This is a genomic window from Nitrospirillum goiasense (assembly GCF_034427435.1).
GTDB lineage: Bacteria > Pseudomonadota > Alphaproteobacteria > Azospirillales > Azospirillaceae > Nitrospirillum.
On sequence record NZ_JAXQNP010000002.1, the window covers coordinates 1,399,704 to 1,412,651 of the forward strand.

Below are 12,948 nucleotides of genomic sequence, written 5' to 3' on the forward strand. Positions count from 1 at the left end.
ATAAAAAGAGGAGTTTTCCATTGAACGCACCGGTTTCCCTGCAGACGGACAAGGTCCTCACCTTCACCGACGCGGATGCCGCCTTCACCCATGTGCTGGCGCTGTACAATGACGCGGTGGGGCATTTGCGGGCCCGCTTCCAGGATTACGCCAGGGGCGAGAGTTTCACCGGCCGGGTGCGGCGCTTTTATCCCTTCGTGCAGGTCACGGTGGACCATGAGCCCCGGGTGGACAGCCGCCTGGCCTATGGTTTCGTTTCCGGCCCCGGCACCTACCGCACCACGCTGACGCGGCCCGACCTGTACGCCCATTACTACCGCCACCAGTTCCAGCAGCTGCTGCGCAACCACACCACCAGCATCGAGGTGGGGGTGAGCGACATGCCCATTCCCATCCAGTTCGCCTTCCCGGAAGGCATGCATGTGGAAGGCGACCTGCCGCCGGAACATCTGCGCAAACTGCGCGAGGTCTTCGACCTGCCCGACCTGGCGGTCATGGACGACAGCATCGTCAACGGCACCTACGAATGCCCGCCGGGCGCGCCCGAGCCGCTGGCCCTGTTCACCGGCCCGCGCGTGGACTACAGCCTGCACCGGCTGAAGCACTATTCCGCCACGGCGCCGGATCACTTCCAGAACTACGTGCTGTTCACCAATTACCAGTTCTACATCGACGAGTTCGTGCGCCGCGGGCTGGAGACCATGCAGCCATCGGACGATCCGGAGGTGCAGGCCTATCGCTCGCAGTACGTGGCCTTCGTCGAGCCCGGTGACCATGTGACCTTCAACCAGGCGCTGGAACCCGGCCGGGCGGCTGAGGGGGAGCGGATCAAGCGCCTGCCCCAGATGCCCGCCTATCACCTGAAGCGGGCGGACGGGAACGGCATCACCATCGTCAACATCGGTGTCGGCCCCAGCAACGCCAAGACCATCACCGACCACATCGCCGTGCTGCGGCCCCACGTCTGGCTGATGCTGGGCCACTGCGCCGGCCTGCGGGAGACGCAGCGCCTGGGCGACTACGTCCTGGCCCACGGCTATGTGCGCGAGGACAAGGTGCTGGACGCCGACCTGCCCACCTGGATCCCCGTGCCGCCCCTGGCCGAGGTGCAGGTGGCCCTGGAAAAGGCGGTGGGCCACGTCACCGGGCTGGAAGGGTGGGAGCTGAAAAGCCTCATGCGCACCGGCACGGTCGCCACCATCGACAACCGCAACTGGGAACTGCGCGACTATCGCGAGCCGGTGCAGCGCTTCAGCCAGAGCCGCGCCATCGCGCTGGACATGGAATCGGCCACCATCGCCGCCAACGGCTTCCGCTTCCGGGTGCCCTACGGCACGCTGCTGTGCGTGTCGGACAAGCCGCTGCACGGTGAGCTGAAGCTGCCGGGCATGGCGAACCACTTCTACCGCGCCCGGGTGGACCAGCACCTGGCCATCGGCATGCTGGCCATGGAACTGATGCGGGAGAACGGACTGGAGCGCCTGCACAGCCGCAAGCTGCGCAGCTTCGTCGAGGCGGCGTTCCAGTAATGTCCCAACTGATCCGTCTGCTCCTGGAATGGGGCCCGTTGGTCATCTTCTTCGTGGCCAATGCCAAGGGTGGGATCATGGTCGCCACCGCCGCCTTCATGGCGGCGGCGGTGGTGGCCCTGCCCATCTATCGCAAGCTGGATGGCAAGTGGCCGCTGATGCCCCTGGTCACCTGCGGCTTCGTGGTGGTGTTCGGCGGCCTGACCCTGTGGCTGAACGATGAGACCTTCATCAAGGTGAAGGCCACCATCATCTATCTGCTGTTCGCCGTGGCCCTGGCCGTGGGTATCGCCCTGCGCCGCAACCTGCTGGCCCATGTGCTGGTGGGCGTGGACCTGGACGCCGACGGCTGGCGCCGCCTGACCGTGCGCTGGATGGCCTTCTTCCTGGTTCTGGCCGGTGCCAACGAGGTGGCGTGGCGCTTCCTCACCACCGACCAGTGGGTGACCTTCAAATCCTTCGCCGTCATTCCCCTGTTCGTCCTGTTCAGCATGGCCCAGGTGCCCCTGATCCTGAAGCACCAGAAGCCGGAGGCCGAGGGCGGGGCGGACGCCAAGGACGGAGAGGGTTGAGGATGCGTAATCGGCGGATCGCGCCGGCAGGGATTGCGGCGCTGATGCTGGGCCTGGCCGCGTGCGCCGGCAACAACGCCCAGGAGCATGGCACCGCCCTGCACCACCTGGGCGGCCCCGCCGACGGGGTGATGGTGCCTCCGGCGGTGGCCGCCCCCCCAACCCAGACCGAGGGGGCCCGGACCGAGGGGGCCCAGACCGAGGGACCCGGCGCGCCGCAGGCACAGCCGGATGGGCCATCTGGCGGTACGCCGCGTAACCGCACGGCCGCGTCGGTCCGGCCGGCCCCCGCCCCCGCCCCGGCATCCCCCACGGCCGCCGGACCGTTCGCCCCGCCGCCGGACACCGACATGCAGGAGGTGGTGGTGACGCCCCTGGACGTCAGCGGTTATTGGAAGATCACCGCCCGCTCCACCTTCGGATTGGGCGACTCGGCGTTCTACAAGCGCTATGAGAACGACACCCACATCTGCCGGTTCGAGCAGACCCGCGCCCGCCTGCTGGCCTATTGCCCCCTGCTGGATTCGGTGGGGGAGGGGGAGCTGCGGGAGCGCCACCTCAGCCTGTCGTGGAGCCTGGCGGGCGGCATCGCCTTCCATGTCGATGCCGAGGTCGAGGGGACGCCCGGTAGCGGGATGGGGGGCAGCAGTTGTCCTTCACCGGCCAGGCCGCCGGCCGGCTGATGGGCCTCCTGCCGGTGACGGCGGAGGTGCCGGCGCGCGGCGTGCGGTTCGAACCGCCGGCGGACGCGGCGCCGCCCAGCCTGGCCCCCTTGCGCCAGGCCCTGGCCGACTGGGACAGCGGGCAGCTCACGCCCGGCCTCTACACCCCCAACCTGCTGCCCCGCCTGGCCAAGCTGCTGGCCCGCCCGAACCGCGCTGCGGGACGGGGCGCCTTGCAGGGCCTGCGCTACATCGGCAGCATCGAGCGCGCCCTGAACAAGAAGGACACCCCCGACGCCCGCGTCAGCCACGACGTCTATGAGGCGCGCTACGCCGCCGGCACTTGGCTGTGCGTGATCCATCTGGACGGCGACGGCAAGGTCAGCGACTTCGCCTGTTAGGCCGTCACGCCTCCATGCTCATCACACGTCTGGGCCGCCACCCCAGGCCCGTCAACAAAAGGCCGGCCGCGAAGGCCGCATATCCCAAGGGCATGAAGGGCGGGCGGTAGCGGAACGCTACGACTGACCGGCCCGCGGGCAGGGCGACCCCTTGGAACAGCTCCCCCTCTCTCAGGACGGGGCTGTCCCGGCCGTTGACGGTGACCGTCCATCCCGGCAGGTACAGTTCCCGCCGCGTCAACGCCGTTGGCGCAGGGCAATCCAAGGTCGCCGCGGTGCGCGTGGTGGCGGTGACTGCACACCCGTCCGCCTGGAAAAAGGGCGCGGGGGGCTGGCGCATCTCGTAAATGTCCATGACGGCATCGGAATAGACGGGCGCGTCCATGAAGGCCGGTATGGGGGAGCCCAGGCCGATGACGGCTTCCCAACCCGGCTTGGGCACGCCATCCAGGGCAAGGGCCCGGGGCCGGCCGGCGCGGCCTTGAATGGCCCAGATGACCACCGGCACCGCGCCGCCTGACTTGCGCCATTCCAGGGTGATCGGCGCGCTCCCCGGCGGCAGGGGATGGTCCAGGGAAATCCGGGCGTAGCGACCGTCACGGGCTGCGGCCAAGTCGGTCTGGCCGCTGGCGCAGACGGTGCCGCGGCAGGCCGTCACCAGCAATAGGCCATCGCTCTTGTCGCCGAAGGTGCCCAGCATGACGCTGACGTCGTGCACCTCGTTTCCCTCCGGATAATCCGGCACCTCCAAGGTCACTCGCGTATCGCCGGCCAGATGCAGGGGCTGGTGGCCGGGATCGTTCGGATCCTGGCCCGCATCCCATCCGAAGGGCGAAATGCCGGGCGGGGTGACCACATATTTGACCCCCACCTCGCGAAAGGCGTCCAGGTTGCGCATCAGGTTCTGCGCCTGGGTGCCCCGGCTGGGGTCCAGATGCCCATAGGGCCCGAAGGTCACGCCGTTGGTGTTGTCGTCCAGATGGTCGTGGACATAGCGCGTCCAGTCGGCCGGCAGGGGCAGGTCATCGTGGTTCAGGCTGGCGACGCCGTAAAAGGATCCATAGTTGGGCTGTATGGGGCCCAGGGTATAGAAGCGCTGCAGCCCCAAATTCTGCCGCAGGAACTGGATGCCCCCCAGTTGCAGCGTGCCGGCCCGCACCGTCCACACCGCAGGCACCAGGAACAGGGCGATGGCCTCCACGACGGCGAAGGCCGCCAGGCCCTGGGCTTGACGCCGGCCATCCAGGCGCGGGAGCGCCAGGAGGCAGATGCCCAGCGCCAGGGTGGCGGCGGCTCCGATGGAGAGCCGGTACCATGTCAGGACGGGGGCGTCGTTGAAGCGACCCCACGATAGGACGGCGGCAGCCAGCAGCAGCAGCGCCAGGGCGGCGGCCCCGTTGCGGAAAAGCGAACGGGCCCACAATCGCCGGGTCTCGGCGGCCTGTGCCAGATCGTGACAGGCCAGGCCTGCCAGGATGGCCAGGGCGAATTCGAAAGAGGGCGGCAGATAGCGCGTGAAGATGCTGTTGGTGACCATGGGCACGGCCGTGACCAGATGGGTCAGGCCGGGCACGCCGTAGAGGGTGGCGATGGTGAAGACCGACCATGCGCCCAAGGCCAGTCGCAGGCCGCGCCACGGTCGTGCCCACAGGCCCATCATGGCCATGGCCGGCATCACCAGGCCGATATAGCCCCCGGCCCGCCCCCAGAAGACACCGGCGTCCGGGGTGGTGGCGTCCGTCAGCCGCCCATGGAGATAAGGCATCAGCAGGGTGATGAGGCGTTCCTGCCCCAGGCGGACATAACGATAGCCTTCGCCGCCATGGGCGCCGACGAAGGCGTGCGGCAAGTATCCCAGGAAGGCGATCAGGATGGGGGCGGCCAGCAGCACGCCGCTTCCGACACCCAGCCCCAGGCGTGCCAGGTAGAGCCCGGCCTGCCGGCGGCTCAGGCCGGGCAGGCGGGCCATGGTCCAGGCGGAAGCCAGCAGGCCATCCAGATAAGCCATTTCCGGGAAACCGGCGTACAGGGACAGCGCCACACCCAGTGCGGCCCATCCCCAACCCACCGATCGCCCCTCCCCACGGCCGGCGGTGACGCCCAGGCGGACCTCCTCCACTCCCAGCAGGATCATAGGCAGGAAGCAGATGGGGTTGATGACGGCGTTGGCCAGCCAGGCGTACGTGCCGTTGAATTCGAATAGCAGGGCGGCGGTGGCGGCCGCCAGGGCGCCCGTACCCAGGCGGCGCATCACCAGCACGGTGAAGATGCCGGCGATGATCTGCATTGCGATGTGCATGTAAAGCTGGCCATCGGGCAGCGCCAGCAACGGCGTCAGGGGGAACAGCGCCGCCGATTGCATCTCCCCGGCCAGCGGCATGCCCACCCCTTCATACGGGTTCCACCAGGGCAGGTGGCCTGATAGCAGGTCCAGGGCGGCCCGATGTCCCAGCGTCTGGCTGGTGAATCCGACGTTGGGGTCGAGGGATGACACCCCGTCGGCGTTCAGGCCGGTGACCAGGTCGCTGTTCATCAGGGCCGGATTGGCCAGGCGCAGGTGCACGATCTGGTGCAGTTTGGTCAGCACGGGCATCAGCACCGCCAGGATCAACGCCGTGCCGAAGCCGTTGCGGCGGTCCAGGTGCGGGGATGTGCCTGCGGCCGCGGGCATCTGGGGCATGGTTGGTCCTGAGGCATGAGGGTCTGGGGACTGGATCCCTTAACGACCCGCATATTTCAAGTCCCGCACGGCTTTGCCGCTTTCGATTGCCTTCCTTGGCCTTTGAATCTGTGTCGTTACGTCAGGGGCCCCAGCGTTGCCGTCCGGTAAATTCGGGTAAACTACCCGTTTCCGGGGCTTGCCCTTACGCTGCCTGGGCGTAGGAGGAAGGGCGGGGCCGTCGACCATGGCTCCGTCACCATCCAAGGGGGAGCAAGGGGACATGCGCGCACGCGTTATTGTGGGGGCGGCGATCGGCTGCCTGAGCCTGGGCGGCTGCGTTATCAACGCCGATGACAGCGGCCATCACTATGATATGCCGCGCACGGCCACGACCGTCTGCCGGCGGGAGGTCGATCACGTCTATGACGACTATTACAAGATCGTCTTCGACCTGCCGGTCCTGTCCACCGAGGCGGATGGCCGCCAGACCGTGGTCCAGCCCTTCACCCTGATGCCCCGCCGCGACATCACCGCCGCCGCCGGCCGCCATGTCATGCGCTGCGTCGTCAAGGACACGGCCCTGGTCTCGGTCAGCGAGGACCGTTGAGGCTTTGTCGCCGCCCCTGGCCTATGCCGAGCAGGGTCAAGGCCAGGCCGGCGACGAAGGCGGCATAGCCCCAGGCCATGTACGGTGGCTGGTAGGAGAATCGTACTTCCGACCGGCCGGCGGGCAGGTCGACCATCTGGAACAGCGGGCCTTCCCGGCCGATCGGCCGCGATGCCCCGTTCACGGTCGCGGTCCAGCCCGGCATGAACAGTTCCAGGCGCGTCAGTGTGGTCGGGGCGGGACAGTCGGCCGTGACCGTTTCGCGGCTGGTCGGGGTCAACTGGCACCCCTCCGCCGTGAAATAGGACCGGGCACCCGGCAGTTCGATGATATCCATGATCCTGTCGCTGGCCGCGGGGGGATCGAAACGCAGGGACACCTGCGGCTCTCGCCCCGGCGCCGGCTTGGTCCACAGACCCACCGGGAAATCGCCACCGATCTTGCGGAAGGTGATCGACAACGGTGCGGCGAAGGGCACGGGCGCGGCCAGGGGGATGGACAGGTACTGGTTATCGACCGCCTCGGCCAAGTCCCGCTGTCCCTCGGCGCAGCGGTCGGCGGCGCAGAGGCGCACGGCCAGCGTGCCCGTGCTCTTCCCCAGGTATGTCGCCACCAGCACGCCCACCGACCGCACCTGCCTATCGCCGGTCATGGCCGGGTCGGACGGCAGGGTCAGGGGCACGCTGTCGCCATTGTCCAGGCGCAGAACATCGGTCATGGCGTTGGTGATACCGGGGGGCATCCAGTCGAAGGGGCTTTGGCCGGTGGGTGCCACCAGGTATTTCACGCCCAGGGCCCGGTAGGCGTCCAGATTGGCGCGCAGGTTGTCCCGGGCGGTCGGTCCCCCCGGTGCGCCGCGATCATGGCCGTCGAAGGCGGACTCGATGGTGTTGTTGTCCAACTGCTTATGGACATGGTCCACCCAGGCCGCCGGCAGGGGCAGGTCGTTATGGTTGATCCCCGCGATGCCGTAATAGGCGCCGTAGTTGGGTTGGATGGGACCCAGGGTGTAGAAACGCTGCAGGCCCAGGTTGTTTCGCAGAAACTCGATGCCGGCGGTCTGAAGCTGCCCGCCCTTGGGGTAGTAGCGCAGGGGCAGCACGAAGAGGACCACCGCTTCGACCACGGCCGCCGTGCCCAGAACCACGGCCCGGGTGCGGTTGCTGATGAAGGCGGCGCCGCCCAGTTCGCGGATGCCCATCATCACCACCACGGCATAGATCAGGGATCGGGCCAGGATGGGCGAGAAGGGGGCGTTCATGTACTCCGTCCGCGACAGCCACACCGCCAGGACCAGGAATGTCCCCCCCACGGCCCAGCCGCCCCAATAGCGAAGGTCCGGCCGGCGCTCCGCCGCGACGGCTGCCAGGTCATGGCAGGCCAGGCCGGCCAACACGGCCAGCGCGAATGAGATCGAGGCGCTGAAGTAGCGGAAGAACATCGCGTCGCCCACCGCCGGGATGGCGGTGATCACGAACATCATCGCCGGCTGGCCATAGACCGCAGCCGTCACCACCAGGCACCAAGCAGCCAGCGTCAGCCTTAAGCCCCGCAACCAGGGGCGCCAGACCGCCATCGCGGCCACGACCACCAGGACCAGTCCGGTGTAGCCGCCGACGCCGCCCCAGAACACGACGGCTTCCGGGGTAGGCGACTCGCCCGGCTCGCCCAGGGCATAAGGCAGGAACAGGGCCAGCAACCGCCGGACGCTGACATGCGAATGACGGAAGACCCCGGTGGCGTGGTTGCCCAGATAAGCGTCGCCCAGGTAGCCCAGGAAGGCGATCAGGATGGGGGCGGCCAGCAGCAGGCCGGCGACCGTCCCGGCGGCGACACGCGCCAGGTAGGCCATGGACCGGCCCCGCAGGCCCCCTAGCCGGGTCAGGGTCCAGGCGGCGATCAGCAGGCCGTTGAAATAGGCGACCTCGGGAAAGCCGGCATAGAGCGACAGCGCCAGGCCGCCGGCGATCCACCCCCATCCGCCCGCCCATTGGCCCGCCCGTCCGGCCAGCGCGCGGGCCCGCGCCTCCTCCACCCCCAGCAGCACCATGGGAAGGAAAGGGATAGGGTTGATGACGGCGTTGGCCAGCCAGCCGAAGGTGCCATTGAATTCGAACAGCAGCCCGGCGACGGCGGCTCCCAACCCCGCGACCCCCAGGCGGCGCATGAGCAGCCAGGTGAAGATCCCTGAGGTGATCTGCAGGCTGATGTGCATGTACAACTGGCCGTTGGGCAGGGCCAGCAGCAGGGTGGGTGGAAACAGGGCGGCGGATTGCATGTCGCCGGCCAGCGGCATGCCGATGCCGGAATAGGGGTTCCACCACGGGATATGACCGGACAACCAGTCCAGGGCCGCGCGGTGGCCCAGCGCGTGGCTGGTGTAGGCGATGTTGGGATCCAGGGTGGACAATCCATCGCGCACGACGCCGCTGGCCAGCCAGCCTTCGATGAAACGCGGATCCGCCAGGCGCCAGCCCAGGATCAAGCCAAGCTTGGCCAGGATGGGGGCGAGGATGAGCAGAGTGATGGCTCGGAAGCCGGTGGAACGCCACAGGGGGACCTGGATTTCCGCGCCAGCGGGCTGTGGCGGCAGGCTTTGCATCACGCTATTCGGCAAGGCGTCCATCTCGGCGGTGGAGAGGCGGGTTGACCCTTCCTCTTCGACCATGGCGGACACTTTTGCAACCGGCCTGTGCCGATGACACCGCCCCAAAGAAAAACGCCGCGACGGGCGAACCGTCGCGGCGTTTGTCATCGTGGACCTTGAAGTCGGCCTCAGGCGGCGCGGGCCACCATCAGCTTCTTGATCTCGGCGATGGCCTTCGCCGGGTTCAGGCCCTTGGGGCAGGTCTGGGTGCAGTTCATGATGGTGTGGCAGCGGTACAGCCGGAAGGGGTCTTCCAGGTTGTCCAGGCGCTCACCCGTCATCTCGTCGCGGCTGTCGGCGATCCAGCGATAGGCCTGCAGCAGGATGGCGGGACCTAAGTACTTGTCGCCGTTCCACCAATAGCTGGGGCAGCTGGTGGAGCAGCAGAAGCACAGGATGCACTCATAGAGCCCGTCCAGCTTCTCACGCTCCTCCGGGCTCTGCAGCCGCTCACGCGACGGCGCCGGGCTCTGGCTTTGCAGCCAGGGCTTAATGGAGGTGTACTGGGCGTAGATGGTGTTCAGGTCCGGCACCAGATCCTTCACAACCGGCATGTGCGGCAGTGGGTAGATCTTGACGTCGCCCTTCACGTCCTCGATGGCCTTCAGGCAGGCCAGCGTGTTGCGCCCGTCGATGTTCATGGCGCAAGAGCCGCAGATGCCCTCGCGGCACGACCGGCGGAAGGTCAGCGTGCTGTCGATGTCGTTCTTAATGTGGATCAGGGCGTCCAGCACCATGGGGCCGCACTTGTCGAGATCGATCTCGTAGCGGTCCTCGGTGGGGTTGCTGCCCTTGTCCGGGTCATAGCGATAGATGCGGAAGGTCTTGGCCCGCTTGGTGGCGGACGTCTTCACCGACGTGGTCTTGCCGGCGTGAACCTTGGAATTGGCGGGAAGGGAGAACTCGGCCATGGCATCGGGTCCGTTCGGCTAAGGCGTCAGTAGACGCGCTTCTTGGGCGGGATGACGTCAATGTCACCGGTCAGGGTGTACATGTGGACGGGGCGGTCACCCAGGGTGACGGTGCCCTTCTCATCCACCCAGGACGTGGTGTGCTTCATCCACTCGTGGTCGTCGCGCTCGGGGAAGTCCTCGCGGGCGTGGGCGCCGCGGCTTTCCTTGCGGTTGGCCGCCGAATTGATGGTGACCACGGCCTGGCGCATCAGGTTGTCCAGCTCCAGGGCTTCCACCAGGTCGGAGTTCCAGATCAGCGAGCGGTCGCTGACGGCGATGTCGTCGCGCTTGGCCCACACGCCCTTCATCAGCTCCACGCCTTCCTCCAGCACCTCGCCGGTGCGGAAGACCGCGCAGTTGTTCTGCATGATCTTCTGCATTTCCAGGCGCAGGTGGGCGACGCGGGTGCCGCCCTTGGCGTTGCGCACCTTGTCCAGGTGGGCCAGCGCCTTGTCGGTCACGTCCTGCGACAGGGTCTTGTGCGCGGCACCCTTTTTCACCGTCTCGGCGGCGCGGTTGGCCGCGGCGCGGCCGAACACCACCAGGTCCAGCAGCGAGTTGGAGCCCAGGCGGTTGGCGCCGTGCACCGACACGCAGGCCGCCTCGCCGATGGCCATCAGGCCCGGGACCACCTGGTCCGGGTTCTCGGCCGTCGGGTTGATGACCTCGCCATGATAGTTGGTCGGGATGCCGCCCATGTTGTAGTGCACGGTCGGCAGCACGGGAATGGGCTCCCGCGTCACGTCCACGTTGGCGAAGACCTTGGCGGTCTCGGCGATGCCGGGCAGGCGCTCGTGGATGATGGCCGGGTCCAGGTGCTCCAGGTGCAGGTGGATGTGATCCTTGTGCTCACCCACGCCGCGGCCCTCGCGGATTTCCACGGTCATGGAGCGGCTGACCACGTCGCGGCTGGCCAGGTCCTTGGCCGACGGGGCGTAGCGCTCCATGAAGCGCTCGCCCTGGCTGTTGGTCAGGTAACCGCCTTCACCGCGCACACCCTCGGTGATCAGGCAGCCGGAGCCGTAGATGCCGGTGGGGTGGAACTGCACGAACTCCATGTCCTGCAGGGGCAGGCCGGCGCGCAGCACCATGCCGCCGCCGTCGCCGGTGGAGGTGTGGGCCGAGGTGCAGCTGAAATAGGCGCGGCCGTAGCCGCCGGTGGCCAGCACCGTCTGGTGGCCACGGAAGCGGTGAATGGTGCCGTCGTCCAGGTTCCAGGCCAGGACGCCCTTGCACTCGCCGTCTTCCATCAGCAGGTCCAGGGCGAAGTATTCCACGAAGAACTCGGCTTCGTGCTTCAGGCTCTGCTGGTACAGGGTGTGCAGGATGGCGTGGCCGGTGCGGTCGGCGGCGGCGCAGGTGCGCCGGGCCTGGCCTTCGCCGTAGCGGGTGGTCATGCCGCCGAAGGCGCGCTGGTAGATCTTGCCTTCCGGGGTGCGCGAGAACGGCACGCCGTAGTGTTCCAGCTCGATGATGGCCGGGACGGCCTCACGCACCATGTACTCGATGGCGTCCTGGTCGCCCAGCCAGTCCGACCCCTTCACGGTGTCGTACATGTGGTAGCGCCAGTCGTCCTCGCCCATGTTGCCGAGCGCGGCGGAGATGCCGCCCTGGGCCGCCACGGTGTGGCTGCGGGTGGGGAACACCTTGGTGATGCAGGCCGTCTTCAGGCCCTTTTCGGCCATGCCGAAGGTCGCGCGCAAGCCAGCGCCGCCGGCGCCGACGACGACGACGTCGTACTGATGGTCGATGATGGGGTAGGCGTTAGCCATGACAGTCCTTCCTCACGCCCCGAAGGCGATCTTGAGCACGGCGAAGACGCTCGCGGCGGCCAGCAGGATGGCGGCGCCGTTGGTCAGCCCGATGGCGACCAGGCGCGCCAGCTTGCCGTGAATGTAATCTTCATAGACTTCCCGCATGCCGTAGGCGGCATGGTGGAAGGTGGCGATCAGGGTGACCAGCAGCAGGACGGCGTTCACCGGCTGGTGCAGCCAGGCGATGGCGTCCGCGTGCTCCGCCTTGGCCAGGCGGACGATGGAAACCAGGAACCAGACGGTCAGCGGGACCAGCAGCGCCGCGACCATGCGATAGGCCAGCCAGTGGGCGCCGCCGCTCTTGGCGGAGCCAAGGCCACGGACGCGGCCCAGGCGCGTGCGGAAGCCGTTGTCGGACGTAGAAGCCATGGAATGCGCGCTCCCGTCAGAGGGCGAAAGCGGCGATCCAGACGATCGCCGTGAGAACGAAGGACGCGCCGAACACCAAGGCGGAGTTGCGCTGCGCGCTCGCGGTATTTACGCCGACGCCGGCGTCCCAGATCAGGTGCTGGACGCCTTTCAGCAGGTGGTAGCCGAAGGCCCAGGTCCAACCCAGCAGGCAGAGCAGGCCGATGGGGCTGCCCAGCACATGCTGCGCCGTGTCGAAATCGTCCGGGCCGCTGGCGGCGGCGACCAGCCACCACGTCAGCACCAGGGTGCCGACGGTCAGGGCGATGCCGGTGAAGCGGTGCGTGATCGACGACACGGCCGGCAGGGGTAGGCGATAGACCTGGAGGTGGGGCGACAGCGGCCGTGCCTTTTTGGCCACGCTGGTCTCGCTCATGATTCGCGCGTCCTCGTCCTTTTGGATTATCAGGTGCCGGTGCCGCACCGGCCATATGGCGTCCACGACATGCGGGTCGGGACGCCGGCCGAATTGTTGCACCGCCGGGGGCGGATAGGATGTGAAGTCAATTACGCCCCTGCCTCCGGTCCGTCAACGCTCTGTCTGGGGACGACTTTTTGGGAATGCAAGGGGGTGGCGCATAGGTGCGTGATTTTTTTGGCATGGCTGGGGAGGGCCCGTCGCCATGGGCTTGCTCGACCGGACCGGGGTCGCGTTGCGGCGCAGCATCAGGGCCGGTACAGTCCGACCGTCAA

At 67.7% G+C, this 12,948-nt stretch carries 11 protein-coding genes; 5 read left to right on the top strand and 6 right to left on the bottom strand.

Annotation, left to right across the window (positions count from 1 at the left end; all coding sequences use genetic code 11):
* Positions 1-20 precede the first annotated feature (20 nt).
* From ULB03_RS08980 to ULB03_RS08995, 4 genes are read left to right on the top strand one after another with little or no spacing between them, the layout of a single operon-like run.
* Positions 21-1,529: an AMP nucleosidase gene (locus tag ULB03_RS08980; protein WP_322482829.1), complete on the top strand. Its 1,509-nt coding sequence runs from the start codon at positions 21-23 to the stop codon at positions 1,527-1,529.
* Positions 1,529-2,101 (top strand): septation protein A, encoded by a 573-nt coding sequence (locus tag ULB03_RS08985; RefSeq protein ID WP_322482830.1) that lies wholly within the window; start codon positions 1,529-1,531, stop codon positions 2,099-2,101. Before ULB03_RS08980 ends, ULB03_RS08985 begins: the two co-directional genes overlap by 1 nt.
* Positions 2,102-2,103: 2 nt before the next feature.
* Positions 2,104-2,784, top strand: coding sequence for a hypothetical protein (locus ULB03_RS08990; protein WP_322482831.1), 681 nt, complete (start codon positions 2,104-2,106; stop codon positions 2,782-2,784).
* Entirely contained in the window at positions 2,751-3,164 is a 414-nt protein-coding gene (locus ULB03_RS08995) for a hypothetical protein (RefSeq protein ID WP_322482832.1), read from the top strand. The genes ULB03_RS08990 and ULB03_RS08995 overlap by 34 nt, the downstream gene beginning before the upstream one ends.
* Positions 3,165-3,168: 4 nt before the next feature.
* Here ULB03_RS08995 and ULB03_RS09000 read toward each other — a convergent pair whose 3' ends face one another.
* Positions 3,169-5,844, bottom strand: coding sequence for a hypothetical protein (locus ULB03_RS09000; RefSeq protein ID WP_322482833.1), 2,676 nt, complete (start codon positions 5,842-5,844; stop codon positions 3,169-3,171).
* Positions 5,845-6,106: 262 nt separating this feature from the next.
* On the opposite strand from ULB03_RS09000, the gene ULB03_RS09005 reads away from it, so the two are divergent.
* Positions 6,107-6,433, top strand: coding sequence for a hypothetical protein (locus tag ULB03_RS09005; RefSeq protein ID WP_322482834.1), 327 nt, complete (start codon positions 6,107-6,109; stop codon positions 6,431-6,433).
* On the opposite strand, the gene ULB03_RS09010 is transcribed toward ULB03_RS09005, so the two are convergent.
* From ULB03_RS09010 to sdhC, 5 genes are all read right to left on the bottom strand, one after another.
* Positions 6,417-9,101, bottom strand: a complete 2,685-nt coding sequence (locus tag ULB03_RS09010) for a hypothetical protein (protein ID WP_322482835.1) — start codon at positions 9,099-9,101, stop codon at positions 6,417-6,419. The genes ULB03_RS09005 and ULB03_RS09010 overlap by 17 nt on opposite strands.
* A 107-nt stretch (positions 9,102-9,208) precedes the next feature.
* Positions 9,209-9,991, bottom strand: coding sequence for a succinate dehydrogenase iron-sulfur subunit (locus ULB03_RS09015; protein WP_145611292.1), 783 nt, complete (start codon positions 9,989-9,991; stop codon positions 9,209-9,211).
* Positions 9,992-10,017: 26 nt separating this feature from the next.
* Entirely contained in the window at positions 10,018-11,805 is a 1,788-nt protein-coding gene (gene sdhA, locus ULB03_RS09020; RefSeq protein ID WP_322482836.1) for a succinate dehydrogenase flavoprotein subunit, read from the bottom strand.
* 12 nt (positions 11,806-11,817) lie between these two features.
* Complete coding sequence (sdhD, locus tag ULB03_RS09025) at positions 11,818-12,216, bottom strand: succinate dehydrogenase, hydrophobic membrane anchor protein (RefSeq protein WP_322482837.1); 399 nt, start codon at positions 12,214-12,216, stop codon at positions 11,818-11,820.
* Positions 12,217-12,232: 16 nt separating this feature from the next.
* Positions 12,233-12,631, bottom strand: coding sequence for a succinate dehydrogenase, cytochrome b556 subunit (sdhC, locus tag ULB03_RS09030; RefSeq protein WP_322482838.1), 399 nt, complete (start codon positions 12,629-12,631; stop codon positions 12,233-12,235).
* Positions 12,632-12,948: the final 317 nt, after the last annotated feature.

What these genes read in the sequence shown, in the direction of transcription:
- ULB03_RS08985 (WP_322482830.1), top strand. Translation starts at nt 1,529, where the DNA reads ATGTCCCAACTGATCCGTCTGCTCCTGGAATGGGGCCCGTTGGTCATC.
- ULB03_RS08990 (WP_322482831.1), top strand. Translation starts at nt 2,104, where the DNA reads ATGCGTAATCGGCGGATCGCGCCGGCAGGGATTGCGGCGCTGATGCTG.
- ULB03_RS09000 (WP_322482833.1), bottom strand. Translation starts at nt 5,844, where the DNA reads ATGCCCCAGATGCCCGCGGCCGCAGGCACATCCCCGCACCTGGACCGC.
- ULB03_RS09005 (WP_322482834.1), top strand. Translation starts at nt 6,107, where the DNA reads ATGCGCGCACGCGTTATTGTGGGGGCGGCGATCGGCTGCCTGAGCCTG.
- ULB03_RS09010 (WP_322482835.1), bottom strand. Translation starts at nt 9,101, where the DNA reads ATGGTCGAAGAGGAAGGGTCAACCCGCCTCTCCACCGCCGAGATGGAC.
- ULB03_RS09015 (WP_145611292.1), bottom strand. Translation starts at nt 9,991, where the DNA reads ATGGCCGAGTTCTCCCTTCCCGCCAATTCCAAGGTTCACGCCGGCAAG.
- sdhA (WP_322482836.1), bottom strand. Translation starts at nt 11,805, where the DNA reads ATGGCTAACGCCTACCCCATCATCGACCATCAGTACGACGTCGTCGTC.
- sdhD (WP_322482837.1), bottom strand. Translation starts at nt 12,216, where the DNA reads ATGGCTTCTACGTCCGACAACGGCTTCCGCACGCGCCTGGGCCGCGTC.
- sdhC (WP_322482838.1), bottom strand. Translation starts at nt 12,631, where the DNA reads ATGAGCGAGACCAGCGTGGCCAAAAAGGCACGGCCGCTGTCGCCCCAC.